General features: G+C 69.8%; 22 protein-coding genes and 1 tRNA gene. 16 read left to right on the top strand and 7 right to left on the bottom strand.

Features of this window, described 5'->3' with window-relative positions; all coding sequences use genetic code 11:
- The first annotated feature begins 222 nt into the window (after positions 1-222).
- Positions 223-1,185, top strand: a complete 963-nt coding sequence (locus ACOZ38_RS41635; RefSeq protein ID WP_424536357.1) for a 4-(cytidine 5'-diphospho)-2-C-methyl-D-erythritol kinase — start codon at positions 223-225, stop codon at positions 1,183-1,185.
- A 48-nt stretch (positions 1,186-1,233) separates the two neighbouring features.
- Positions 1,234-3,030 (top strand): ABC-F family ATP-binding cassette domain-containing protein, encoded by a 1,797-nt coding sequence (locus ACOZ38_RS41630; protein WP_424536356.1) that lies wholly within the window; start codon positions 1,234-1,236, stop codon positions 3,028-3,030.
- A 13-nt stretch (positions 3,031-3,043) separates the two neighbouring features.
- Here the strand turns inward: ACOZ38_RS41630 and ACOZ38_RS41625 are convergent, their stop codons facing one another.
- Positions 3,044-3,595 (bottom strand): MarR family winged helix-turn-helix transcriptional regulator, encoded by a 552-nt coding sequence (locus tag ACOZ38_RS41625; protein ID WP_424536355.1) that lies wholly within the window; start codon positions 3,593-3,595, stop codon positions 3,044-3,046.
- A gap of 57 nt (positions 3,596-3,652) precedes the next feature.
- On the opposite strand from ACOZ38_RS41625, the gene ACOZ38_RS41620 reads away from it, so the two are divergent.
- A complete protein-coding gene (locus ACOZ38_RS41620; protein ID WP_405141869.1) occupies positions 3,653-4,423 on the top strand; it encodes a trans-aconitate 2-methyltransferase in 771 nt (256 codons plus the stop codon).
- 5 nt (positions 4,424-4,428) lie between these two features.
- Here the strand turns inward: ACOZ38_RS41620 and ACOZ38_RS41615 are convergent, their stop codons facing one another.
- Both ACOZ38_RS41615 and ACOZ38_RS41610 read right to left on the bottom strand, forming a co-directional pair.
- The gene (locus ACOZ38_RS41615) at positions 4,429-4,971 is read right to left on the bottom strand and encodes a dihydrofolate reductase family protein (RefSeq protein WP_424536354.1); all 543 of its coding nucleotides are present in this window, start codon (positions 4,969-4,971) and stop codon (positions 4,429-4,431) included.
- 66 nt (positions 4,972-5,037) lie between these two features.
- Positions 5,038-6,096, bottom strand: a complete 1,059-nt coding sequence (locus ACOZ38_RS41610; RefSeq protein ID WP_424536353.1) for a sigma-70 family RNA polymerase sigma factor — start codon at positions 6,094-6,096, stop codon at positions 5,038-5,040.
- An 85-nt stretch (positions 6,097-6,181) separates the two neighbouring features.
- On the opposite strand from ACOZ38_RS41610, the gene ACOZ38_RS41605 reads away from it, so the two are divergent.
- Entirely contained in the window at positions 6,182-7,669 is a 1,488-nt protein-coding gene (locus ACOZ38_RS41605) for a CHAD domain-containing protein (protein ID WP_424536352.1), read from the top strand.
- 14 nt (positions 7,670-7,683) lie between these two features.
- Here the strand turns inward: ACOZ38_RS41605 and ACOZ38_RS41600 are convergent, their stop codons facing one another.
- The 4 genes from ACOZ38_RS41600 to ACOZ38_RS41585 form a co-directional block, all read right to left on the bottom strand.
- Positions 7,684-8,577 carry an NUDIX hydrolase gene (locus tag ACOZ38_RS41600; RefSeq protein WP_424536351.1) on the bottom strand — a complete coding sequence of 298 codons (894 nt, stop codon included), beginning with the start codon at positions 8,575-8,577 and terminating at the stop codon, positions 7,684-7,686.
- Entirely contained in the window at positions 8,570-10,663 is a 2,094-nt protein-coding gene (locus ACOZ38_RS41595) for an RNA degradosome polyphosphate kinase (RefSeq protein WP_424536350.1), read from the bottom strand. Before ACOZ38_RS41595 ends, ACOZ38_RS41600 begins: the two co-directional genes overlap by 8 nt.
- A 57-nt stretch (positions 10,664-10,720) precedes the next feature.
- On the bottom strand, positions 10,721-11,848 hold the full coding sequence (locus ACOZ38_RS41590) for a TetR family transcriptional regulator (RefSeq protein ID WP_424536349.1): 1,128 nt from the start codon (positions 11,846-11,848) through the stop codon (positions 10,721-10,723).
- Positions 11,849-11,987: 139 nt separating this feature from the next.
- A complete protein-coding gene (locus ACOZ38_RS41585; protein ID WP_424536348.1) occupies positions 11,988-12,932 on the bottom strand; it encodes an acyl-CoA desaturase in 945 nt (314 codons plus the stop codon).
- 449 nt (positions 12,933-13,381) lie between these two features.
- Here ACOZ38_RS41585 and ACOZ38_RS41580 point away from each other — a divergent pair.
- The 12 genes from ACOZ38_RS41580 to ACOZ38_RS41525 all read left to right on the top strand — a co-directional run bounded on the left by ACOZ38_RS41580 (position 13,382) and on the right by ACOZ38_RS41525 (position 24,038).
- A tRNA-Gln gene (locus ACOZ38_RS41580) sits at positions 13,382-13,454 on the top strand.
- 194 nt (positions 13,455-13,648) lie between these two features.
- Positions 13,649-15,136, top strand: a complete 1,488-nt coding sequence (glmU, locus tag ACOZ38_RS41575) for a bifunctional UDP-N-acetylglucosamine diphosphorylase/glucosamine-1-phosphate N-acetyltransferase GlmU (RefSeq protein WP_424536347.1) — start codon at positions 13,649-13,651, stop codon at positions 15,134-15,136.
- An 80-nt stretch (positions 15,137-15,216) separates the two neighbouring features.
- Positions 15,217-16,194: a ribose-phosphate diphosphokinase gene (locus ACOZ38_RS41570; protein ID WP_424536346.1), complete on the top strand. Its 978-nt coding sequence runs from the start codon at positions 15,217-15,219 to the stop codon at positions 16,192-16,194.
- A 234-nt stretch (positions 16,195-16,428) separates the two neighbouring features.
- A complete protein-coding gene (locus ACOZ38_RS41565; protein WP_424536345.1) occupies positions 16,429-17,028 on the top strand; it encodes a 50S ribosomal protein L25/general stress protein Ctc in 600 nt (199 codons plus the stop codon).
- Positions 17,029-17,158: 130 nt separating this feature from the next.
- Positions 17,159-17,755, top strand: coding sequence for an aminoacyl-tRNA hydrolase (pth, locus tag ACOZ38_RS41560; RefSeq protein ID WP_424536344.1), 597 nt, complete (start codon positions 17,159-17,161; stop codon positions 17,753-17,755).
- Positions 17,756-17,961: 206 nt separating this feature from the next.
- Positions 17,962-19,314: a sugar transferase gene (locus tag ACOZ38_RS41555; RefSeq protein ID WP_424537187.1), complete on the top strand. Its 1,353-nt coding sequence runs from the start codon at positions 17,962-17,964 to the stop codon at positions 19,312-19,314.
- A gap of 43 nt (positions 19,315-19,357) precedes the next feature.
- Complete coding sequence (locus ACOZ38_RS41550; protein ID WP_424536343.1) at positions 19,358-20,182, top strand: 3'(2'),5'-bisphosphate nucleotidase CysQ; 825 nt, start codon at positions 19,358-19,360, stop codon at positions 20,180-20,182.
- 25 nt (positions 20,183-20,207) lie between these two features.
- Positions 20,208-21,122: a sulfate adenylyltransferase subunit CysD gene (cysD, locus tag ACOZ38_RS41545; protein WP_424536342.1), complete on the top strand. Its 915-nt coding sequence runs from the start codon at positions 20,208-20,210 to the stop codon at positions 21,120-21,122.
- A gap of 70 nt (positions 21,123-21,192) precedes the next feature.
- A complete protein-coding gene (gene cysN, locus ACOZ38_RS41540) occupies positions 21,193-22,455 on the top strand; it encodes a sulfate adenylyltransferase subunit CysN (RefSeq protein ID WP_405141852.1) in 1,263 nt (420 codons plus the stop codon).
- A gap of 34 nt (positions 22,456-22,489) precedes the next feature.
- Positions 22,490-22,948: a GNAT family N-acetyltransferase gene (locus tag ACOZ38_RS41535; RefSeq protein WP_424536341.1), complete on the top strand. Its 459-nt coding sequence runs from the start codon at positions 22,490-22,492 to the stop codon at positions 22,946-22,948.
- Between the two features lie 178 nt (positions 22,949-23,126).
- Entirely contained in the window at positions 23,127-23,384 is a 258-nt protein-coding gene (locus tag ACOZ38_RS41530; RefSeq protein WP_424536340.1) for a hypothetical protein, read from the top strand.
- 48 nt (positions 23,385-23,432) lie between these two features.
- Entirely contained in the window at positions 23,433-24,038 is a 606-nt protein-coding gene (locus ACOZ38_RS41525; RefSeq protein ID WP_424536339.1) for a hypothetical protein, read from the top strand.
- Positions 24,039-24,183 lie beyond the last annotated feature (145 nt).

The raw sequence follows: 24,183 nt of genomic DNA, 5'->3' as shown, positions 1-24,183 counted from the left end.
CCCGATCTCGGCGGGATCGCCCTTTCCCAGAGGGGAGGCGATGTTCTGGCCGTCGATGGATGCTCTCCTTCACCGTCACCCCGAAGCCCCCGAACGGTCACCGTACAGACATTCGATCTGCCTTGTCCGAGCGTTGCCCGGCATTGGGGACATGTCGTTCATCAGGGACACCGGCCGGGCGTTCACCTGGTCGGGCGGGGTGGAGCACTACCATCGACTTCCGTGACTTCCGTGACCGTCCGCGTGCCCGCCAAGGTCAATCTCCAGCTCTCCGTGGGCCCGCCGCGCGACGACGGCTACCACGACCTGGTGAACGTCTTCCACGCCGTCTCCCTGTTCGACGAGGTCACGGCCTCGGACGACATGTCGGTGCTCCCCGGTGACCTGGTCGGGGGCGTCGTCTCCGAGCAGGTCACGGTCATGGTGGGCGTCGAGGGCGACTCCGCCGGCCAGGTGCCCGTCGACGCGGAGAACCTCGCGGTGAGGGCGGCCTTCGCCCTCGCAGAGCGCGCGGGACGTCCGTTGAGCGCCCGCCTGCTGATCCGCAAGGCGATCCCCGTCGCGGGCGGCATGGCCGGGGGCAGCGCCGACGCCGCCGCCGCGCTGGTGGCCTGCGACGAGCTTTGGGGGCTCGGCCTTCCCCGGGAGGAGCTCATGGAGATCGCCGCCGGGCTCGGGAGCGACGTGCCGTTCGCCCTGCTCGGAGGCACGGCCGTGGGCACCGGCCGGGGCGAGATGCTGGTGCCTGCCCCGGTCGCAGGCGGCTTCCACTGGGTCTTCGCGCTCGCGGAGGGCGGTCTGTCGACCGCCCGCGTCTACGCCGAGTGCGATCGGCTGCGCGCGGCCACGGGGGAGCAGGTCGGCTGGCCCCGGGCCGACGAGGCCCTGATGGACGCCCTGAGCGCGGGAGACGCCGAGACGCTCGGCAAGGCGCTCTCCAACGACCTGCAGCCCGCCGCGCTGATGCTCTGCCGCCCGCTGGCGCGCACCCTCGAAGCGGGCCGGGAGCACGGCGCCCTGGGAGCTCTGGTCTCCGGATCCGGCCCCACCTGCGCCTTCCTCGCCGAGTCCGAGACCCATGCGGCCGCTCTGGCGATGGCCCTCTCGGCCGCGGGGGTCTGCCGCTCGGCCGTCACGGCCCACGGACCGGTGCCCGGAGCCACGATCGTGAGTCCCCTGCCCTGACCTCGGCGTGGCACGGCGCGCATGGGCTGCCGATAGGCTTTGGGTGCGATGAATCTGGTAAACCTCGAATCGGTCTCCCATGCCTACGGGCCGAAGCCGCTGCTCGGTGACGTCTCCCTCGGCATCGAGGCGGGCGACCGCATCGGCGCCGTCGGGCGCAACGGCGACGGCAAGACCACCCTCATCTCCGTGATCGCCGGCACGCTGAAGCCCCACGGCGGCCGGGTGACGCACACCCGCGGCCTGCGCATCGGCTTCCTCTCCCAGCGCGACGACCTCGACCCCGCGCTCACCGTGCGCGAGGTCGTGCTCGGCGACCGCGCCGAGCACGAGTGGGCCGGCGACCAGGCGGTCAGAGAGATCCTGGCCAACCTCCTCGGCGACATCGAGCTGGCTGCCAAAGTGGGCGAGCTGTCCGGCGGCGAGCGGCGGCGCACGGCCCTCGCGCGGCTCCTGATCGACGAGCACGACCTGGTGATCCTCGACGAGCCCACCAACCACCTCGACATCGAGGCCATCGCGTGGCTGGCGGGCCATCTGTCGGCACGCAGGTCCGCCCTGCTCGTCGTCACCCACGACCGGTGGTTCCTGGACGCGGTGTCCACGCGCACCTGGGAGGTCGTCGACGGCTCCGTCCAGCGCTACGAGGGCGGTTACGCCGCGTACGTCCTGGCGAAGGCCGAGCGGGCGCGCGTCGCCCAGGCGACCGAGGAGCGCCGTCAGAACCTCATGCGCAAGGAGATCGCCTGGCTGCGCAGGGGCCCGCCCGCGCGCACGTCCAAGCCCAAGTTCCGCATCGAGGCGGCCCAGGCGCTGATCGCCGACGAGCCCCCCGCGCGCAACACCGTCGAGCTGGTGAAGTTCGCCTCCGCGCGGCTCGGCAAGACCGTCTACGACCTCGGCGACGTCACCCTGCACGCCGGTGGCCCCGGCCAGGGACCGCTCGTGCTCGACCGGTGCACCTGGCAGTTCGGCCCCGGCGACCGCGTCGGGCTGATCGGAGTCAACGGCTCGGGCAAGTCGTCGGTGCTGCGGCTGCTCGCCGACTCGGTGAAGCCCGACTCCGGCAAGGTCGTCAGGGGCAAGACGGTGCGGCTGGCCCACCTGTCGCAGGAGCTCGCCGAGCTCGACCCCGGCCGGCGCGTGCTGGAGACCGTCGAGGAGATCCGCAAGTTCATCCAGGTCGGCAAGCGCGAATGGACCGCCTCGCAGCTCCTGGAGCGGCTCGGCTTCCGCGGCGACGCCCAGTGGAAGGTCATCGGCGACCTGTCGGGCGGCGAGCGGCGGCGTCTCCAGCTCCTGCGCCTGCTCATGGACGACCCCAATGTCCTGCTGCTCGACGAGCCCACCAACGATCTCGACATCGAGACCCTGAACGAGCTGGAAGACCTGCTCGACGCCTGGCCGGGCACGCTGATCCTCGTCAGCCACGACCGCTACTTCCTTGAGCGGGTGACCGACCGCTGCGTGGCCCTGCTGGGCGACGGCAGCCTGTCGCTCCTGCCCGGAGGCGTCGACGAGTATCTCCAGCGCCGGTCGGCGGGCGCGGCACTCACCGCGCGTGCCGGCTCCCCGAGTGCGCCTGCCGCGGCCGAGGCCCGCGAGGCCGCGCCCTCGGGGCCGTCCGCCAAGGAGCTGCGCGAGTCGCAGAAGGAGCTGTCCAGGCTCGAACGCCAGCTCGACAAGATCAGCGGGCGTGAGGCCACGCTGCACGCGGCCATGGCAGACGCGGCCTCCGACTACGGCAGGCTCGCCTCCCTGGACGCCGAGCTGAAGGACCTGAAGGCGCAGAAGGAGTCCATCGAGCTCGAATGGATGGAGCTCGCCGAGAGGCTCGGCGAGTAACCCCGCGAGGGGGTCAGGCGCCGTTCTCGGGGGAGTCGAACGGCACCAGGATGGTGCGGAGCAGCGAGGCCAGAGTGCGCTGGTCGCCCGGGTCGATGCCGGCGAGCAGGTCGCGCTCGCGCCGCAGCAGGTCGGCGAAGGCCTGGTCGACCCGCTCGCGGCCGAGGTCGGTCAGCGACACCAGCACGCCGCGCCGGTCCTCCGGGTCGGGACGCCTGCGCACCAGGCGGGCGGCGGCGAGCCGGTCGATGCGGTTGGTCATCGTGCCCGAGGTGACCAGGGTGGCGCGCAGCAGGGCCCCGGGGCTCAGCTCGTACGGCTCGCCTGAGCGGCGCAGCGTGGTGAGCACGTCGAACTCCCAGGGCTCCAGGCCGTGCTCGGCGAAGGACGCCCGGCGGGCGCGGTCGAGGTGCCGCGCGAGCCTGGACACCCGGCTCAGCACCTGGAGGGGCGACACGTCGAGGTCGGGACGCTCCTGCCGCCACGACATGACGAGCTGATCCACCTCGTCCCGCAGAGCGTCTTCGGCGTCTTCGGCGGCCCCGTTGCTTCGGCGCGTCGTCATGCGGCCGAGTCTATCTCTCTTGACATCGAGACATCTCTCCTTATAAGACTTATCTTGATGTCAAGAGATATTTGGGACCCCACGGTTTACGGCCGGTACGCCGACGAGCGTGCCCGCCCGTTCTTCGAGCTGGTCGGCCGGGTCCGCGCCGAGAATCCCGGCCTGGTCGTCGACCTCGGCTGCGGGACGGGCGAGCTGACCGCCGAGCTCGCCCGCCGCTGGCCGGGAGCCTCCGTCCACGGTGTCGACTCCTCGCCCGCGATGATCGCCAAGGCGCCCGAAGGCCCTGCCTTCAGCGTGGGCGACGTGCGGTCCTGGCGTCCCGAGCGCCCGGTCGACGTGATCGTCTCGAACGCCCTCCTGCAGTGGGTGCCCGAGCACCGCGAGCTGCTTCCGCGCTGGGCCGGGCATCTCACCCCCGGAGGCTGGCTGGCCTTCCAGGTGCCGGGCAACTTCGACGCCCCGAGTCACGCGATCGTCAGGCGGATCTGCCGCACACCCGCCTGGGAAGGCGAGCTGGGCGACCTGGTGCGGTACGACCCCGTGGACGGCCCCGAGGGCTATCTCGCGCTGCTCGCCGGGGCCGGCTGCGAGGTCGACGCCTGGGAGACCACCTACGTCCACCTGCTCCAGGGCGAGAACGCCGTGCTCAACTGGATCATGGGCACGGCCCTGCGGCCGATGCTCGACCGCCTGGGACCCGGCGACAGGCGCGAGGCTTTCCTGGCCGACTGCGCGCGGGAGCTGGCCGAGGCCTACCCCCGCGAGCCGTACGGCACGGCGTTCCCGTTCCGGCGCGTCTTCGTGGTGGCGCGCTCAGGGCGGTGAGCGGCTTACCTCAGCACGCGCAGCCAGAGGTTCGTCGCCCCCGGCGCCTCGGTCAGGCTGAGGCGTTCGAGCCTGATGTTGGTGCCGCCCGGGTGGTCGAACAGCCGGACGCCGTCCCCGAGCAGGACCGGAGCGATGAGCACGAGGATCTCGTCGAGCACGCCGGCTTCGAGGCACTGCCGGGCGATGCTCGCGCCGAGGACGTTGACGTACTTGCCGCCGGCGGCGGCCTTGGCCGCGGCCACGCCGCTGTCGAGGTCGCCGACGAAGGTGACGTCGGGCACCGTGATGTCCGGGATGTGGTGGGTGACCACGAACTGCGGTCCTTCCCAGCCGCCGCCGAACGGCTTGCCTTCCTTGTCGGTGCCCCTGTGGGGGTCGTCGCCGCGGAAGGTGCGGTTGCCGACGAGAAGGGAGCCGATCTGCTCGATGACCTCGCCCACCAGCGGGTTCGGGCCGAGATGATCGGTCAGCCACGACATGTCACCACCGGGCCCGGCGATGAAGCCGTCCAGTGACATGGTGACCGAATACATCAACTTACCCATGATCTGACCTCCGTCGAGGAGCGAATTCCGGCTGGCCCCTGTTGAGACGGAGGATCGCGCGAAAACTCATCGGTGCGCCGGTGGCAACGCCGTGGCCAGGCCGAACGCCGCGAACAGGCCGGGGTCGTGGAAGGCGGTGAGCTCGGCGACGCGGCCCTCCTCGATCCCGAGCACGGCGATCGCGAAGGCGCGGTGGGCGGGCTCGCCGGGGCCCCGCACGTAGGCCGCCGCGGCCGGCTGCCGGTTGGCCCCCGTGGGCACCATCCGGAAGCTGCCCACGTAGTGCGGCGAGCCAGGGTCCCAGCTCGCGGCCAGCGTGGCCACGACCGCGTCGCGTCCCTGGAACCACATCAGGTACGGCGGCATCGTCGCCCGTACGTCCTCGGCCAGCAGGGCCGCGACCCCGGCCACGTCGGCGCGCTCGACCGCCTCCATGTACCGCCGCAGCACCGCCCGCTCCTCCTCGGTGGGCTCCGTGGACGGCGCCCACTCAAGGCGGCGCTCGGGCAGGTGCTCCCTCATCGTCGCCCTGGCCCGTTGCAGGGCGCTGTTCACCGACGCCACGCTGCCTGAAAGCAGCGCCGCGGTCTGCTTCGCCGGCCAGCCGAGCACGTCGTGCAGGATCAGCACCGCACGCTGCCTGGGCGGCAGATGCTGGATCGCGGCCAGGAACGCCAGCTCGATCGTCTCCCTGGCGACCGCCGCCATGTCGGGCCGCGCCTCGCTCGGCGCGGCCGGCTCCCACAACCGATCGGGGAACGGCTGCAGCCAGGCGATGTCGGTGTCGGGCGGCAGCGGGACGCTCGGATCCGACGGCGCCGTCACGTCCTGCGGGAGCACCCGGCGTGCCCGGCCGTCCAGGGCGTCGAGGCACGCGTTCGTCGCGATGCGGTACAGCCAGGCGCGCAGCGTCGAGCGACCCTCGAAGGCGCCGATGCTCTTCCAGGCGCGCAGGAACGTCTCCTGCACCAGATCCTCCGACTCGTCGAACGAGCCCAGCATCCGGTAGCAGTGCACCCGCAGCTCTCTCCGGTGGCGCTCGACGAGCGCGGCGAACGCGGATCGGTCGCCCGCCCGCGCGGCGGCCACGACCACATCGTGCTCATGGTCCTCGTCCGTGGCCAATGGCACCCTCCGTCCGCGCCTGCACCATCCCTTGTTCAGCTGAAAGTGACATTATGGTCGAAAGTCGGCTAGCTGCGGGGTAACCATGGCAATCGAGATCGAAGACAAGTTCGATGTGCCGGCGGAGTTCGAGACTCCCGAGTTCACCGGGGTCCCAGGTTGCGCCGAGGCGGTCGACCTGGTGAGCCACAATCTGACCGCACTCTACTTCGACACGCCCGATCTGCGGCTCGCCGCCCGGGGGATCACCCTGCGCAGGCGCCGTGGCGGCGAGGACGCCGGATGGCACCTCAAGCTGCCCAAGGCCAAGGGCGTGCGCGACGAGATCGCCCGTCCCCTGACCAGAAGCGCCAAGATCGTGCCCCGGGAGCTGGCCGATCTGGTCCAGGCGTACACCCGGGGCGAGCCGCTGATCCCGGTCGCCGAGCTGGAGACCCTCCGCAAGGTGACCAGCCTGCGCGACGCCGAGGGCCGACCGCTGCTGGAGGTCGCGGACGACCACGTCAAGGGGACGGTGTTCGGCGAGGACCGGCACGTCGACCGCTGGCGCGAGGTCGAGGCCGAGCTGGTCGGCGGGGACGCCGACGTGCTGAAGCGGGTCGGCAAGATCCTGCGCAAGGCCGGCGCCACCCCGGCCGGCTCGGCGAACAAGCTCGCCCGTCTGCTCGGCCCGCGCATCCCGGTCACGCCGGTGCCGGACCCCGACGACGGCACGGCGGGCCGGGTCGTGGTCGACTACCTGAGGTCCCAGGTGGCCGCGCTGGTCGCCCAGGACCCGCAGGTGCGGCGGGCCACCCCCGACGCCGTCCACCAGATGCGGGTGGCGAGCCGCCGCATGCGCAGCGCGCTGAAGTCCTTCTCCGGAGTGGTCGCGGAGACCACCGGCATCCAGGACGAGCTGCGGTGGATCGCCAACGTCCTCGGCGAGGTGCGCGACCTGGAGGTCATCCGCGAGCGGTTCGCCGCCCACCTGGACACGCTCGACCCCGACCTGGTCGTCGGCAGGATCCGCACCCGCCTCGGCGACGACCTGGCGGAACGCGAGCGTGCGGCGCTCGTGCGCGTCACCGGGGTGATGAGCGGGGAGCGCTACTTCGCCCTGCTCGACCGGCTCGACGCGCTGGTCGCCGCACCGCCGCTCACCCCGCTCGCCATGAAGGACGCGGAGAGGACGCTCGCGAAGGTCGCCGGCAAGAGCTGGAAGCGCGTGGTCGGCAAGTACGAGACGGCCCAGGCCATCGAGGACACCGAGCAGCGCGAGATCGCCATGCACGACGTGCGCAAGGCGGCCAAGCGCGCCCGCTACACCGCCGACGCGCTCAAGCCCCTGCTGGGAGACCAGGCGTCCGTGCTGGCGAAGCGCGCCAAGGCCGTACAGGAGGTGCTCGGGCTGTACCAGGACGGCATCGTCGCCCAGCAGATCGTGCTGGAGGAGGCCCAGAGGGCGCGCGAGGCGGGCGAGGACACCTTCACCTACGGCCTGCTCCTCGGCATCGAGCGCGCCGACGCCGATCGCTCCCACTCGGAGTTCCCCGGGGTCTGGGCCGAGGTCACCGGCGAGGACCGTTCCTGAGGGGACGGGCCCCGCTAGGTGAGGTAACGCTCCACCGCCACGATGCGCCCGCCGGTGTGGTGCAGCACCGCGATCGCGCCCTTGCGCAGGTGGGTGTCCTCGGCGTGGCCGTCGAAGCGGTGCTCGCAGATGCCCGTGATCAGCTCGGGCAGCACCTTGCCGTGGCCGCAGAGCGCCGTCGGCCTGCCCTCGTCCAGGATGGACAGAACCAGCGACAGCGAGAGCGAGGTGTCGTACTCGGTCTCGGTCAGCAGCCGCTCGGTGCGGATCTTGAGCACCTCCCTGGCGGCGTACGGCAGGAGCGTCTGCACGCACCGCCTGCTGGGCGAGCTGACCAGCGATGTCGGCCGGTAGCCGTACAGCAGGTCGGCGATGGTCGTGGCCTGCGCCTCGCCCGCCTCGTCCAGGGGGCGCAGGTCGTCGTCGCCGCTCCAGTCCTGGCGCGTGCCCGCGTACCCGTGCCTGGCCACGACGAAGGGCGTGGTCTCAAGCGGCGCCGCGCCGAACGCCCTGAGCAGCCCGGCGTCCCACTCGTACGTCAGCCGGGCGCGCGCCTCCTCGACGGGCAGCCACACGAGCGCGTCCACCTCGTCGGAGGGCTCCTGGGCGACCTCCTCGATGGCCCGCGCCACCCAGTAGTCGACCCGCTTGAGCCGTCCGCCCTTCATGTAGTGGACGGGGGGCAGGTGGCGGCCGAGCGCGACGCTGAGCCCGGTCTCCTCGGCCACCTCGCGCAGGGCGCCCGCGATGACGTGCTCGCCGGGCTTCAGCTTGCCCTTCGGGAAGGACCAGTCGTCGTACTTCGGGCGGTGGACGACCGCGACCTCGGGATCGCGGCTGTCGCCCCGCCACACGACCGCCCCGCCGGCGCGGACGATGTCGGTCGGGTGGACATGGCATTCAGTCATCGATGGACCTCCACCGCCGGGTTCCGACCAGATGGGACTGGAGGTCGAGCAGGAGCTCGCCGTTCTCGCCGAGGTGGTGGCGCACCCATGTGCCGTCGCCGTTGAGCCACCAGCTGCTGGTGGTGTCGGCCATGGACAGGTCGAGCAGCTCTGAGAGGTACGCGCGATGCTGCGCACTGCTGACCTTCACCAGCGACTCCACCCGGCGCTCGATGTTGCGGCGCATCAGGTCGGCGCTCCCGATCCAGATCTCCGGCCGCCGGCCGCCGCCGAACTCGTAGATCCGCGAGTGTTCGAGAAACCGTCCCAGGATGCTCCTGACCCGGATGTTCTCCGACAAACCTGGGATGCCCGGCCGGAGCGTGCACACACCTCGCACGACCAGGTCGACGGGCACGCCGGCCCTCGACGCCGCGTACAGGGCGTCGATCAGCGGCTCGTCCACCAGCGAGTTGGTCTTGACCCGGATGCGCGCGGGGCGGCCGGCCGCGTGGTGGGCGATCTCCCGCTCGATCCTGGTCAGCAGCCCGCCCCGCATGGAGTGCGGGGCGACCAGCAGCCGCCGGTAGGCCGAGTGGGCGGAGTAGCCGGTCAGGTGGATGAACAGGTCGGTGAGGTCCTCGCCCACCAGCGGGTCGGCCGTGAGCAGGCCGAAGTCCTCGTACTGCCGGGCGGTCTTCGGGTTGTAGTTGCCCGTGCCGATGTGGCAGTACTGGCGGAGCTCGCCGGACGGCTCCTGCCGTACGACCAGCGCCAGCTTGGCGTGCGTCTTCAGGCCGAGCACCCCGTAGACCACGTGACAGCCCGCGCGCTCCAGCTTGCGCGCCCAGGTGATGTTGGCGTGCTCGTCGAACCTCGCCTTGATCTCCACCACGACCACGACCTGCTTGCCGGCCTCGGCGGCGTCGATCAGCGCGTCCACGATCGGGGAGTCGCCGCTGGTGCGGTAGAGCGTCTGCTTGATGGCCAGCACGTTGGGGTCGGCCGCCGCCTGCTCGATGAACCGCTGCACGCTGGTCGAGAAGGAGTCGTACGGGTGGTGGACCAGGATGTCGCGCTCTCGCAGGACCGAGAAGATGTCGTCCTCGGCGTGGACGGCCTCCGCGGGGACGAAGGGCGTGAAGTTCAGCTCGCCCCGGTCGAGGTCGGCGATCGCGTGCAGCCCCGTCAGGTCGAGCGGGCCGGACAGCCGGTAGATCTCGTGGTCGGACACGTCCAGCTCGTCAACGAGGAGGTCGAGCACCGCCTGGCTGATCGTGTCCTCCACCTCGAGCCGCACGGGCGGCCCGAAGCGCCTCATCAGGAGCTCCTTCTCCAGGGCCTGCATGAGGTTCTCCGTGACGTCCTCGTCCACGTCGAGGTCCTCGTTGCGGGTCACCCGGAAGACGTGGTGCTCCACCACCTCCATGCCCTTGAAGAGCTGGCCGAGGTGGGCGGCGATCACGTCCTCCAGCGGGACGAAGCGCTCCTTGGAGGCCGAGACGAAGCGGGGGAGCTGCGAGGGGACCTTGACGCGCGCGAACACGGTGTGCCCGGTGCTCGGGTTGCGCACCGTGACCGCGAGGTTGAGTGATAAGCCCGAAATGTACGGAAATGGGTGAGCGGGGTCCACGGCCAGCGGCGTGAGCACGGGCCTGACCCGCTCGCGGAACAGCTTGCGCATCGCCGTGCGCTCGTCCCTGTCGAGGTCGTCCCAGCGCACCACCTCGATGCCCACGCTCGCGAGCTGGGGGCAGACCTGCTTGTGGTAGGCGGCCGCGTGGCGCTGCGCGAGATCGTCGGCGATGGCGGCGATCCTGGCCAGCTCCTCGCGGGGCTTGAGCCCGCTTTTGGTGCGAAGCAGCAGGCCGGTCGCCATCCGGCGCTTCAGTCCCGCGACGCGCACCCGGAAGAACTCGTCGAGGTTGCTGGCGAAGATGGCGAGGAAGCGCACCCGTTCCAGCAGTGGCACAGAAGAATCTTCGGCCAGCTCTAGTACCCGTTCGTTGAAGTGGAGCCAGCTCTCCTCTCGATTGAGGAAGCGCTCCTGGGAAAGAGGCAGGTCGTCGTGTCCTTCAGGGGTCGGCGGCACGATCTCGGCGGACATATGTCCAAAATGCCCTACTTACTTGAACGGCACGTTAACTTTTTAGCAACGACGGTTTTACTTACCCGTAGATGCCGGGTCGCCGCCCTGCCGATGTTCCCCTGCCTGCCCGTGCTCCGCGCCCGCCACGAGCTCGGCACGTTCCACAAGCGGGACGCGCTCCACCAGCTCTACGCGCTCGACCGACTCCACCCGCTCCGCGCTCTCGGCGGCGAGCCGGGCCCGCCGCGCGGCCTCCCGCTCGGCCTGCTTGGCCTTCTGCTCCAGCAGCTTGAGCTCCTGTGCGCGGATCTTCTCCTGCTCGCGGCGCTCCTGCGCCTCCAGCCGCTCAAGCTCGCGCTGCTCGCGTGCCCGGAGCTTCTCCTGGTCGCGAAGGAGCTTCTCCTGCTCGCGCTGCTCGCGCGCGCGGAGCTTCTCCTGCTCCTTGAGCTCCTTCTCTCGGGTCTTCTCCTGCTCCTTCAGCTCGCGCTCGCGGGCCTTCTCCAGCTCCTTGAGCTCCTTCTCCGTGGGCCGGGTCAGGCCGCGGAGCTCGATGACGGGAGGGACCGCGAGGCGCCCGCGCGTGGAGGCGGCGGTGAGGCCGGGATGGGCCTCCAGCCCCGTCAGGCCGTTCCAGGCGAGGTTGACCAGGTGGGCGGCCACCTCCTCGCGGTCGGGCTTGCGGGCGTCCAGCCACCACTGGCCGGTGAGGGCCACCATGCCGACGAGCATCTGGGCGTACATCGGGGCGAGCGTGGGCGCGTACCCTCGGTCGGCGAACTGGTCGGCGAGCACGTCCTCGACCTGGCTGGCGATGTCGCTGATTAGGCTCGCGAACGTGCCGGTGCCCGAGGCCGCGTGGGAGTCGCGCACCAGGATGCGGAAACCCTCGCTGGACTCCTCGACGTACTGCAGCAGGGCCAGGGCGGCGCGTTCGAGGCGGATCCTCGGATGGCCGGCGTTCAGCGCGACGGCCACCAGGCTGAGCAGCCGCTGCATCTCTCTGTCGACGACGACGGCGTAGATGCCCTCCTTGCCGCCGAAGTGCTCGTAGACGACCGGCTTGGAGACCTTCGCGCTGGCCGCGATCTCCTCTATGGAGGTGCCGTCGAAGCCCTTCTCGGCGAACAGGGTGCGGCTGACGCGGATCAGTTGTTCCCTGCGCTCCTTACCGGTCATGCGTACGCGCGATCGCGGTTCGGTCATGGGTCTAATAATGGCGGGCGCGGCGGACACGGCAACCGCCAACGTCCCGGTTTGCACAGCTCTATCGAGATTTGAAGGGTCAGACGCGGAGGGAATGGGGGTTCGGGCCGCCGACCGGCGGCCCGACATAGGGGCTGAATCACCCAAGCCGCTTCGCCGCCAGACGCTCAGGGGTCGGCCACCTGACGTCGGTCGCCCAGCCGGCCTGCTCGAACCAGCGGATCACGCGGGCGCTCGGGTCGAGCTGTCCCTTGAGCGCGCCGTGGCGGGCGGAGGTCGGGTCGCAGTGGTGCAGGTTGTGCCAGGACTCGCCGAAGGACGGGATGGCCAGCCACCACACGTTGCGGGACTTGTCGCGGACCTCGAAGGTCTCGTCGCCGAACACGTGGCAGACCGAGTTGATCGACCAGGTGACGTGGTGCAGCAGGGCGATGCGCACCAGGCTGGCCCAGAAGAACGCGGTGAGCGCGCCGGTGAGCGACCAGGTCACGAGCCCGCCGATGACCGCGGGCAGCACCAGGGAGGCGAAGACGAGCCAGGGGAACGCGCGGTGGATGCGCGCGACGTCCTTGTCGTTCATCAGGTCCTTGGCGAAGCGCTCCTGGTTCGTGCGCTCGGAGGAGAACATCCAGCCGATGTGGGCGAACAGCAGGCCCTTGGTCAGCGCCTTCCAGTCGTTGCCGAAGCGCCACGGCGAGTGCGGGTCGCCCTCCTTGTCGGAGTACTTGTGGTGGCGGCGGTGCGTGGCGACCCAGTCGATGACGCCCATCTCCAGGGACATGCTGCCGGCGATGGCAAGCACGATCTTGAGCGGGCGGTTCGCCTTGAAGGACCCGTGCGTGAAGTAGCGGTGAAGACCGACGGTGACGCCGAGCCCGGTGAAGACGTAGAAGAACGCGGTGATCGCGACGTCGCTCCAGCCGAGGAAGTGTCCCCAGGCCATCGGCACGGCGGCGAGCAGCGCCAGGAACGGAAGCGTTACGAAGATGACCAGGAGGACACGTTCGAAGTTGCTCTTGGGCTCGGGCTCGAGATCGGGCCGGGGGGGCGGCGGCGGCGTCGAACGGTCTACGACGACGGTCATGGGCTACCTCACGTGATTCTCGACGAAGTACTGACGATCTGTAGCTACGTAACCGTAACCTACGCCATCGTAAGTTAGGAATCCCTAAGCTTGTAATGTGGAGAAGATGACGCTTCGGGCGTCATCCGGTGGCGGATCCACGCCTTGCGCAATCATGCCCGTATCTGTTAGAGCAACGCGCGCGGCAGGCCAAAAGGCTGGCCGAGATGTCCCAAAGGATGCGTTCCTGTCCCCGGGACCCCCGTGCTGACCAGGGGAATCGCCGCGCGGCACGCGGAGGGGCGAGGCTCGGCCGTATGGCCCGGCCGTAACGACGCGCGCGCCTCGCGCGGCGGGCCCGGCCGGGCCATGAGGGCGTCCTTGTCCCGCCGGTCGCGGGAATTGCGTTGAACGGTAAGGGGCTCTGGTGGGTATCCTTGTCACCGCGGTTTGGGAAGGTCTCGAATCGATCCGGCGTGGGGTAATTGGCAGCCCACCTGCCTTTGGAGCAGGGTTGTCCTGGTTCGAGTCCAGGCGCCGGAACTCTTTCCTCGCGGTCCCGCGCTGCCCGCGTCCGAGATTGTCAGTCCTCTTCGCCGAGGGGGCTGGATCGGTCCGGGGAGGCGGCAGGTATTCTCACGGTGTCGGGCGGGTGGCCGTGCGGTGCCTGGGTGGTGGCCGTGCGTCATATCCCGCACCGTCATGTCTCAGCCGCGACGCCGAGGGAGCCTCAGTCCGTGAGTGTGCCGCGCCCGGCAGCCGTCATCGTCCTCGCAGCCGGCGAGGGAACCCGGATGAAGTCCAGCAAACCCAAAGTCCTCCACGAGCTATGCGGTCGCGCCCTTGTCGACCACATGCTCACCGCCGCCAGAGGCCTCGCGCCCGAACGCCTGATCGTCGTGATCGGCCACGCGCGTGAACAGGTCCAGGCCTACCTCGCCACAAACGGCCCCGACGCCCACGCGGTCGTCCAGACCGAGCAGAACGGCACGGGCCACGCCGTCCGCACCGTCCTTGAGTCGGTCGGCACGATCAACGGCACGATCCTCGTGACCTACGGCGACACGCCGTTGCTGCGCACCGAGACCCTGGCCGAGCTGCTCGCCACCCATGGGGCAGAGGGCAACGCCGTCACCGTGCTCACCGCCGAGGTCCCCGACCCGACGGGGTACGGCCGCATCATCCGCGACACCACGGGAGCCGTCCTCGAGATCGTCGAGGAGAAGGACGCCTCGCCCGAGCAGCGGGTGATCAAGGAGATGAACTCCGGCGTCTACGCCTTCGACGGGCTGCTGCTGGCCGACGCCGTGAAGCGCGTCTCCACCGCCAACTCCCAGGGCGAGGAGTACCTCACCGACGTGCTGTCGATCCTCAGGGAGGACGGCCACCGGGTGGGGGCGTACGTCGCCGCCGACCACGTCGAGGTCGAAGGCGTGAACGACCGCGTGCAACTCGCCTTCGCCCGCACGGTCCTCAACACCCGCATCCTGCGGGCCCACATGCGCGCGGGGGTCACGATCGTCGACCCCGCGACCACCTGGATCGACGTCGAGGTGACCATCGAGCCCGACACGGTGGTCCAGCCGGGCACCCAGCTCCACGGACGCACCGCCATCGCCGCGGAGGCCGTGGTCGGGCCCGCGACGACCCTCACCGACACGGTGGTGGGCGCGGGGGCCGTGGTGCGCAACTCCGTCTGCGAGGGGGCCGAGATCGGCGAGGGGGCCTCGGTCGGCCCGTTCGCCTACCTCAGGCCCGGCACGGTGCTCGGACGCGGGGCCAAGGCCGGCGCGTACGTCGAGATGAAGAACGCCCGCGTCGGCGAGGGCTCCAAGGTGCCGCATCTCACCTATGTGGGCGACGCGACAATCGGCGAGGGCACCAACATCGGCGCCGCGAGCATCTTCGTCAACTACGACGGCGTCGAGAAGCACCACACGACCGTCGGCGACCACGTCAGGGTCGGCAGCGACAACATGCTGGTCGCTCCGCTCACGATCGGCGACGGGGCCTACACCGCCGCCGGCTCGGTCATCACCAGCGACGTTCCACCAGGGGCGATGGCGGTGGGCCGGGCGCACCAGCGCAACATCGAAGGGTGGGTCGCGCGCAGGCGCGCGGGCACCGCTTCGGCGGAGGCCGCGCGGCGTGCGACGGCTGACGAGGCCGCACAGGCCGACCAGGCCACGCAGGCCGGGGAACAACAGCGGGGGAGCACGAAATGAACGAGCACGCTGAGCCTGCCGAGAGGCACGGCGATGCTTTCGCGAGCGCGCCGGGCCAAGCGCCAGGCGAGGAGGGAAGCATGACCGGCAAGAAGACCACCGGAGAGAAGCACCTGATGTTCTTCTCCGGGCGGGCCTATCCCGAGCTCGCGGAGGAGGTGGCGCAGCACCTCGGCATCGAGATCACCCCCACCAAGCTGCACGACTTCGCCAACGGTGAGATCTACGCCCGCTACCTCGAATCGGTCCGGGGCAGCGACGCGTTCGTCATGCAGAGCCACACCGAGCCGATCAACAAGTGGATCATGGAACAGCTGATCATGGTGGACGCCCTGAAGCGGGCGTCGGCCAAGCGGATCACCGTTGTCCTGCCGTTCTTCGGCTACTCCCGCCAGGACAAGAAGGGCCGTGGCCGCGAGCCGATCACGGCGCGGCTGATGGCCGACCTGTTCAAGACCGCGGGCGCCGACCGGCTGATGTCGGTCGACCTGCACACCCCGCAGATCCAGGGCTTCTTCGACGGGCCGGTCGACCACCTGTTCGCCCTGCCGGTGCTCCACCGCTACCTCAGCGGCAAGCTCGACCCCGCGAACACCACGATCGTGTCGCCCGACACCGGCCGGGTGCGCCTCGCGGAGCGCTGGGCCGACCAGCTCGGCACCGCGGTCGCGTTCATCCACAAGCGCCGCGACCTCGACGTGGCCAACCAGGTCAAGGTGCACGAGGTGGTCGGCCAGGTCAAGGGCCGCACCTGTGTGCTGATCGACGACATGATCGACACCGGCGGCTCGATCTGCAAGGCGGCCGACGCGCTGTACGAGCAGGGAGCCACCAACATCATCGTGGCGGCCACCCACGCGATCTTCTCCGACCCGGCCGTCGACCGCCTGAAGAACTCCCGCATCTCCGAGGTGGTCGTGACCAACACGCTGCCCATCCACGAGGAGAAGCGGTTCGACAAGCTGACCGTCCTGTCGATCGCCCCGCTGATCGCCCGCGCCATCAGCGAGGTCTTCAACGACGGCTCCGTGACCAGCCTCTTCGAAGGCGACAGCTGACCTCACCGCCCAAGAACGGCCTCTGACCACTCCGGTCGGGGGCCGTCCGGCTTTCCGCGCGGGCCTTCAGCCAAGTACGAGGCATGGTCCGCGTCGTGCAACGCCTCCGTTGATGGACCGGCCGTACCCGGCGGGCGGGTAGTCTTTGAGGGTTGTTCGCGCTCGTAACGCCTTCCGCTAGGGCGGGTGAGGGTGAGCGCCTTCCATTCACTGAGATTCCCTAGGAGACACGCCGTGTCCGAGGTACGCATCGCCGCCGAGACCCGCACCGAGTTCGGCAAGGGCGCCGCGCGCAAGATCCGCCGCGAGAGCAAGGTCCCCGCCGTCCTGTACGGCCACGGCATCGACCCCAAGCACCTGACCCTGCCGGGCCACGAGCTGCTGCTCGCTCTGCGCACGCCGAACGTGCTGATCCGCCTCGAAGGCGAGGGCGTCAACGAGCTGGCGCTGCCCAAGGGCGTCCAGCGCGACCCCATCAGGGGGTTCTACGAGCACGTCGACCTGCTCCTCGTGAAGAGCGGCGAGAAGGTCACCGTCGACATCCCGGTCACCACGACCGGTGACATCGCCCCGGGCGGCCTGCTCGACCAGCAGCTCATCACCATCTCCGTCGAGTCGGAGGCCACCCACATCCCCACCGGTGTCGAGGTCGACATCGAGGGCCTGGAGATCGGCGCCGTCGTGACCGCCGGCGACCTGAAGCTCCCCAAGGGCACCTCCCTGATCGCCGAGCCCGAGACGGTCGTCCTGCAGGTCATCAACGTCCCGACCACCGCCGGGGCCGGCGAGGCCGCGGAGGGCGAGGCGGCCGAGTCCGCCGCGTCGGCCGAGTAGTCTCCCGTATCCTCGGCAGGGCAGCCAGGAGGCCGGTCACCGGTCACCGGGCTGCCCTGTTCGGTATCAAGGGGTTCGGTATGAAGGGCGCTCGAAGGCCAGGCGCTGAAGTGGAACGGAGAGGTCTGTCGTGGACCGCTGGTTGATCGTCGGGCTGGGCAACCCCGGGCCTGAGTACGCCGGTAACCGGCACAACGCCGGGTTCATGGTGCTGGACGAGCTCGCCGCCCGGGTGGGCGGCCGGTTCAAGGCGCACAAGGCCCACGCGGAGGTCCTCGAAGGGCGCCTCGCGGGCGCTCCCGCCGTGCTGGCCAAGCCCCGGTCGTACATGAACCTCTCCGGTGGGCCCGTCAAGGCCCTGGCCGACTTCTACAAGGTCGCCCCGGCGAACGTCATCGTGATCCACGACGAGCTGGACATCCCGTACGGAGCGCTGCGCGCCAAGCTCGGCGGGGGCGACAACGGGCACAACGGCCTGCGGTCGATCAGCAAGTCGCTGGCCACCAAGGACTACCTGCGGGTGCGCTTCGGCGTCGGCCGCCCGCCCGGCCGCATGGACGCGGCCGACTTCGTGCTGCGGGACTTCGCCACGGCCGAGCGCAAGGAGTTGCCACTGCTGGTCGACCGCGCCGCGGACGTGGCCGAGTCGCTGATCGTCTCGGGCCTGGAGGCCACGCAGAACACCTTCCACCCCTCCGACCTGAAGCCGGTCAAGCCGCCGCGCTAGGCGAGCGCTCCGCGGAGTTTCTGGATTTCCCCAAGATTCTCTCATGTTGCCGCTAGCATCCCTCACGGACGGTGCCCGATCGGTTACGGGGAGGATGCGTGGTGGACGGCGAGAGGTCGGCGGTCACCGTCCGGAAGGCGTCGAATGCCGCCTTACCCGGTCGCCCGTCCCTGCCCGGGTGGGCGCGGCGCCACCGCCTCCAGGCCATGGCCGCCGATCTCGCGTGCGGTCTCCTCGCCGGGGCCGCCGCCGTGGTCGTGCGCTTCGGTGAGGTCACCCCGTACGTCACGCCCTATCTCCTGCTCAGCCTGGTCCTGCCGGTGCTGTGGGTCGCCATGGTGGGGCTCAACCGGGCGTACGAGGCGCGGCTGATCGGGGTCGGGTCCGAGGAGTTCCGGCGCATCACCCAGTGCGGGTTCTTCCTCACCGCCGGAGTGGCGATCACGGCCTATGTCACCAAGACCGACCTCGCCCGAGGGTACGTCGTGCTCGCCCTCCCGCTGATGACGGTGCTCACCCTTTCCTGCCGGTACGGCCTGCGCTGGAGGCTTCACGTGATGCGGGCCAGGGGGCTGTGCATGCGCCGCGTGGTGGCGGTGGGCCACCGGGCGTCCGTCGCCGACCTCGTCCGCCTGTTCCGGCGCGAGCCGTACCACGGCATGGAGATCGTGGGAGCCTGCCTGCCGCGCGAGGACTTCATGGCGGACGTCGAGGGCGTCCCCGCGCTGGGCGACTTCTCCGACATCCCCCTGGTGGTCTGCCAGGCCGCGGCCGACACCGTGGCCGTGCTCGCCTGTCCCGAGCTCGACGGCACCGCCCTGCGCCGCCTCGCCTGGCGGCTGGAGAAGACCCGCACCGACCTCGTCGTCGCCCCGGCGCTCATGGAGGTCGCAGGGCCGCGCACGACGATCAGGCCGGTGGCGGGGCTGCCGCTGCTGCACGTCGAGCACCCTGAGCTGTCCGGGGTCCGCCAGCTGCTCAAGAACCTCTTCGACCGCACGGTCGCGGCCGTGGCGATCGCCGTCCTCGCGCCCGTCCTCACCGCGCTGGCGCTGGCCGTGCGGGCCACGAGCCCCGGGCCGGCGCTGTTCCGGCAGACCCGCGTCGGCAGGGACGGCGTGGAGTTCACCATCCTGAAGCTTCGTACGATGAGCCGCGACGCCGAGCGCCACAAGATCCACCTCGTCAGTGACGGCGACGGCCTGCTGTTCAAGATCAGGGGCGATCCGCGTGTCACCCCGCTCGGCGGCTGGCTGCGGCGCCACTCCCTCGACGAGCTGCCGCAGCTCCTCAACGTCCTGCTCGGCCACATGTCGCTGGTCGGGCCCCGGCCTCCGCTTCCCGAGGAGGTCGCCGGGTACGGTGACGACGTCCGGCGGCGACTGGTCGTTCGTCCGGGGATGACGGGTCTGTGGCAGGTGAACGGCAGATCCGATCTTTCCTGGGAGGAATCGGTACGGTTGGACCTGCGTTATGTCGAGAACTGGTCTCTCATGCTGGATCTTCAGATCCTGTGGAAGACCTGGTCCGCCGTGGCACGCGGCTCGGGTGCTTACTGACCCGGGGCCAGGAGCACTCGGGTGCGGCATCAGGAAGGGCAACGTGACGATACGCGACGACCACGCACTGGCCAGAGATCTCGCGGCCGAGGCGGGTGAGAGGCTGCTCGCGCTGCGCTCCCGCCAGGGGTTCGACGACCCCGTGGCCCTGCGCCAGGCGGGTGACCGCGAGGCCCACGCCTACCTCGCCGAGTCGCTGTCGCGCCTGCGGCCGAGCGACTGCGTGCTGTCGGAGGAGGGCACGCGCGAGGAGCGGCTCGACCCGCGCCGCCAGTCCGCCGACCGCGTCTGGATCATCGACCCGCTCGACGGCACGCGCGAGTTCGGCGACATCGGGCGATCCGACTGGGCCGTCCACGTGGCCCTGTGGCAGCGCACACCCCGCGGATCAGGCGGGCAGGGTGAGCTGGTCGCGGGGGCCGTGGCGCTGCCCGCCCAGGGCCTGACGCTCACCACCGCCCAGCCGCCCGCACTGACCGCCCACGGCCCGGCTCCGAGCGCCGCGCAGCCGTCCAGCGGACGCGAGGGCAGGGTGCGCATCGCGGTCAGCCGCACCCGGCCGCCGGAGTTCGTCAGGAAGCTGGCGTACCTCGTCGGCGCCGACCTCGTGCCGATCGGCTCGGCGGGCGCGAAGATCGCGGCGGTGCTCACCGGGCAGGTCGAGGCGTACGTCCACGCCGGAGGCCAGTACGAGTGGGACTCTGCCGCGCCCGTGGCCGTCGCGCAGGCCGCGGGAGCCCACGCGAGCCGCATCGACGGCTCCCCGCTGATCTACAACCAGGGCAACCCCTCGTTGCCGGATATCCTGGTCTCCCTACCGGATCTGGCGCCAACGTTGCTCGCCGGCATCCGCGACGTGCACCGTTAGGGCAAGACTCCCGGAGGAAGAGTAGATGCTTCAGAGCGACTACACGACGTCGCAGCTCGACGTCCTCGAAGCCGAGGCCATTCACATCATGCGTGAGGTCGCCGCCGAGTTCGAGCGCCCCTGTCTTCTTTTCTCCGGCGGCAAGGACTCCATCGTCATGCTGCGCATCGCGGAGAAGGCGTTCTGGCCGGCGCCGATTCCCTTCCCGCTGATGCACGTGGACACCGGGCACAACTTCTCCGAGGTCATCGAGTTCCGTGACCGGCGCGCCACCGAGCTGAACGCCCGCCTCGTCGTCGCGTCCGTCCAGGACTCGATCGACACGGGCAGGGTGACCGAGGAGACCGGGCGGCGCGCGAGCCGCAACCGCCTCCAGACCACCACCCTGCTCGACGCCATCGAGGAGCACGAGTTCGACGCCGTCTTCGGCGGCGCGCGGCGCGACGAGGAGAAGGCCCGTGCCAAGGAGCGCGTGTTCTCCTTCCGCGACGACTTCGGCCAGTGGGACCCGAAGAACCAGCGTCCTGAGCTGTGGAACCTCTACAACGCGCGCATCCGCAAGGGCGAGCACATCCGCGTCTTCCCACTGTCCAACTGGACCGAGCTCGACATCTGGGACTACATCCGGCGCGAGGGCATCGAGATCCCGTCGATCTACTTCGCGCACACCCGCAAGGTCTTCGAGCGCGACGGCATGCTGCTCGCCGACGCCGACGTCGTCAACCGCGACGAGGACGAGCCGACGTTCGAGACCGTCGTGCGCTACCGCACCGTGGGCGACATGACGTGCACCGGCGCGGTGCAGTCCGATGCCGCCACGGTGGACGAGATCATCGCCGAGATCGCCGCCACCCGCATCACCGAGCGGGGCGCGACGCGGGCCGACGACCGCGCATCCGAGGCCGCCATGGAGGACCGCAAGAAGGAGGGCTACTTCTGATGCCCCTCCTCCCTGTCCCGGGTCCGTTCCCCCGCCGCGCCGGCCGCACTACCGATGGAGAGCAGTTCTGATGGACATCCTGCGTTTCGCCACGGCGGGCTCGGTCGACGACGGCAAGTCGACCCTCATCGGACGCCTGCTCTTCGACTCCAAGGCGATCTTCGAGGACCAGCTGGAGGCCGTCGAGCGCACCAGCCGTGACCGAGGCACCGAGTACACCGACCTGTCGCTGCTCACCGACGGCCTGCGGGCCGAGCGCGAGCAGGGCATCACGATCGACGTGGCCTACCGCTACTTCGCCACGCCGAAGCGGAAGTTCATCATCGCCGACACCCCGGGCCACACCCAGTACACCCGGAACATGGTCACCGGCGCCTCCACGGCCGATCTGGCGATCGTGCTGATCGACGCGCGCAAGGGCGTGGTCGAGCAGTCCCGCCGCCACGCGTTCCTCACCACGCTGCTGCGGGTGCCCCACCTGGTGCTCGCGGTCAACAAGATGGATCTCGTCGACTACTCCAAGGACCGGTTCGAGGAGATCCGCGAGGAGTTCACGGCGTTCGCGGCCAAGCTCAACGTCTCCGACCTGACGTTCATCCCGATCTCGGCGCTGCACGGTGACAACGTGGTGTCCCGCTCGGAGAACATGCCGTGGTACCAGGGCACCTCGCTGCTGCACCACCTGGAGAACCTGCACATCGCCTCCGACCGTAACCTCGTCGACGTGCGCTTCCCCGTGCAGTACGTCATCCGTCCCCAGCGGGCCACCGACCCCGCCTTCCACGACTACCGCGGGTACGCCGGCCAGGTCGCGGGCGGCGTGATCAAGCCCGGTGACGAGGTGCTGCATCTGCCGTCCGGCCTCGCGACGCGCGTGGCCTCGATCGACACCTTCGACGGGCCCGTCGAGGAGGCCTTCGCGCCGATGTCCGTCACCCTCCGCCTGGAGGACGACATCGACATCTCGCGCGGTGACATGATCTGCCGGCCCAACAACAGGCCCCAGGTCGCCCAGGACCTCCAGGCGATGGTCTGCTGGATGACCGACGGCCTCAAGCTGGGCCCGCGCTCCAAGCTCGTCATCAAGCACACCACCCGCACGGCTCGCGCGCTGGTGCGCGACCTGCACTACCGGCTCGACGTCAACACCCTGCACCGGGACGAGGCGGCCACCTCTCTCGGGCTGAACGAGATCGGCCGGGTGTCGCTGCGGGTCACCCAGCCCCTGTTCGTGGACGACTACTCAAGGAACCGCCTCACCGGCGGTTTCATCCTGATCGACGAGACCACGAACGGCACCGTCGGCGCCGGCATGATCGTCGACGCTCGCTGAGAAGTGTCGGTGGCGGGTGGCAGACTCGCTCGGCATGAGTGACGATCTGCGGCTGAGGGCCGTCGACGAAGCCGACCTGGAAGTGTTCCTGGAGCAGGAGCACGACCCCGAGGCCGTGCGGCGGTCCAAGTTCCCTCCCCGGGAGCGCGAGGTCTTCATGGCCCACTGGGCCACCAGGATCCTTGGAGATCCCACGGTCCTGGTGCGGGCGGTCATCGTCGACGGCGAGCTCGCCGGCAACATCGTGTCCTGGTGGGAGCAGGAGCGGCGCTTCATCGGCTACTGGTACGGTCGCGCGTTCTGGGGCCGGGGCATCGGCGGCACGGCGATGATGCTCTTCCTCCAGGAGGAGAAGACCCGCCCCCTCTACGCCGATCCCTACGTCGGGAACACCGGCTCGGTGCGGCTGCTGGAGAAATGCGGTTTCCAGCGCACCGGCACGATCGAGCACGGAGAGAACGAGCACATCATGCTCGTCCTCTCCGAGAGCTAGCCAACTGCTCCGGTCGTGGGAGGGTAGGTCGTGCTCTAGCCAACTGCTTCGGTCTGGCGGGTCGTCGTGCCCGCAGCCATCGCACAGACCTTCAGCGGGCTCTCAGCTCTGTGGGCGTGGCACTCGAACCTCAGAAGAGACCGGCAACATTCTGAAGACTTCTGGCATCTCATGAAGCATGGGACTTCGTACGGTTCTCGCGACACTTCTCCTGACCGCCGTAACACTGACCGGACAGCCCGCGGCGGCTGCCACCCCGGTCACGATCGCGTACGCGCAGCGAACACAGACCTGGGAACTGGTGCTGACCAACGGAGATGTGGTGGAGGTGCCCGAAGCGCTCACCGTGGCGACTGGGGATCTTTCGATCAATGTCGGTGCGCGGGCGCCGTTCCTGGTCAGTGGGGATAGGCGGCATTTCTTTTATTTCCGGTAATCGGATGGGCTGTTTGTCGAGCGGACTCTGAACGGTAAGGAAAGGGCGGTGTCACGGAAGCGGCTCACGGCGTACTCCATCTACGAGGAGTGGCCGGTGGTGTCGGACGACGGCAGCTATGTGGTCACAGAGACCTCGGCGCCGGGGCTGGGGGTCTTGGCGGACCTGCGGAAAGGTAAGGTGTTGCCGCCTCCCGGAGGGACGGATGCGTGGAGCTTCGTCGGCTTCAGCCCGGACAGCAAGCGGCTGCTGCTGGTAGGGGAACGGCTGACGGTCTTCGATCGAGGACTGCGTGCCCGGATGCGGCTGAAGACGCGGCTGCACCCGATGGCGCTGGCGAATGACTACCTCACGGCGGCGGTGCCTGTCGGTACGTCGGGCAAGTTCCGCAAGCTGCGCCTGCTCAACCTGCGTACCGGCCACACGAGCGGCACGGTGACCGTGCGGCTGCCGCGCGGGCAGTACATCGACGACCTGAACTTCGACCAGGCTGGTCACATGACCGTCCGATCGAAGACCCGGACGGGGGTGGCGATCTACCGGGTCTCGAAGGCGACCGGCAAGGCGACGCTGCTACGGACGATTACCAGGCCTGATGCGGAGGTCTGGGTGCTCCCCGGAGACAGTACGTACGAGCCATGGACGGAAAGGTAAAGCAAGGCGCCTCAGGAGTGATAGGCCCTCCCGGCACCCGTGTGACGGGGCAAGGTGTGGCTGCCACCCAGACCATGGCTCCCGCACACCCGGCCATTGCGGGGCTCATATCCGGCGCCGAGATGGGATCGCTGGGCAGACGAAT

The sequence above is a fragment of the Sphaerisporangium viridialbum genome (genome assembly GCF_049674955.1).
Lineage (GTDB): Bacteria > Actinomycetota > Actinomycetes > Streptosporangiales > Streptosporangiaceae > Sphaerisporangium > Sphaerisporangium viridialbum.
The sequence above is the reverse complement of the archived record's forward strand: the minus strand, read 5'-3'. Positions and strand labels throughout refer to the sequence as shown.

What these genes read in the sequence shown, in the direction of transcription:
- ACOZ38_RS41630 (WP_424536356.1), top strand. Translation starts at nt 1,234, where the DNA reads ATGAATCTGGTAAACCTCGAATCGGTCTCCCATGCCTACGGGCCGAAG.
- ACOZ38_RS41625 (WP_424536355.1), bottom strand. Translation starts at nt 3,595, where the DNA reads ATGACGACGCGCCGAAGCAACGGGGCCGCCGAAGACGCCGAAGACGCT.
- ACOZ38_RS41620 (WP_405141869.1), top strand. Translation starts at nt 3,653, where the DNA reads ATGTCAAGAGATATTTGGGACCCCACGGTTTACGGCCGGTACGCCGAC.
- ACOZ38_RS41615 (WP_424536354.1), bottom strand. Translation starts at nt 4,971, where the DNA reads ATGGGTAAGTTGATGTATTCGGTCACCATGTCACTGGACGGCTTCATC.
- ACOZ38_RS41605 (WP_424536352.1), top strand. Translation starts at nt 6,182, where the DNA reads ATGGCAATCGAGATCGAAGACAAGTTCGATGTGCCGGCGGAGTTCGAG.
- ACOZ38_RS41600 (WP_424536351.1), bottom strand. Translation starts at nt 8,577, where the DNA reads ATGACTGAATGCCATGTCCACCCGACCGACATCGTCCGCGCCGGCGGG.
- ACOZ38_RS41595 (WP_424536350.1), bottom strand. Translation starts at nt 10,663, where the DNA reads ATGTCCGCCGAGATCGTGCCGCCGACCCCTGAAGGACACGACGACCTG.
- ACOZ38_RS41590 (WP_424536349.1), bottom strand. Translation starts at nt 11,848, where the DNA reads ATGACCGAACCGCGATCGCGCGTACGCATGACCGGTAAGGAGCGCAGG.
- ACOZ38_RS41585 (WP_424536348.1), bottom strand. Translation starts at nt 12,932, where the DNA reads ATGACCGTCGTCGTAGACCGTTCGACGCCGCCGCCGCCCCCCCGGCCC.
- ACOZ38_RS41570 (WP_424536346.1), top strand. Translation starts at nt 15,217, where the DNA reads ATGACCGGCAAGAAGACCACCGGAGAGAAGCACCTGATGTTCTTCTCC.
- ACOZ38_RS41555 (WP_424537187.1), top strand. Translation starts at nt 17,962, where the DNA reads ATGGCCGCCGATCTCGCGTGCGGTCTCCTCGCCGGGGCCGCCGCCGTG.
- cysD (WP_424536342.1), top strand. Translation starts at nt 20,208, where the DNA reads ATGCTTCAGAGCGACTACACGACGTCGCAGCTCGACGTCCTCGAAGCC.
- cysN (WP_405141852.1), top strand. Translation starts at nt 21,193, where the DNA reads ATGGACATCCTGCGTTTCGCCACGGCGGGCTCGGTCGACGACGGCAAG.
- ACOZ38_RS41535 (WP_424536341.1), top strand. Translation starts at nt 22,490, where the DNA reads ATGAGTGACGATCTGCGGCTGAGGGCCGTCGACGAAGCCGACCTGGAA.
- ACOZ38_RS41530 (WP_424536340.1), top strand. Translation starts at nt 23,127, where the DNA reads ATGGGACTTCGTACGGTTCTCGCGACACTTCTCCTGACCGCCGTAACA.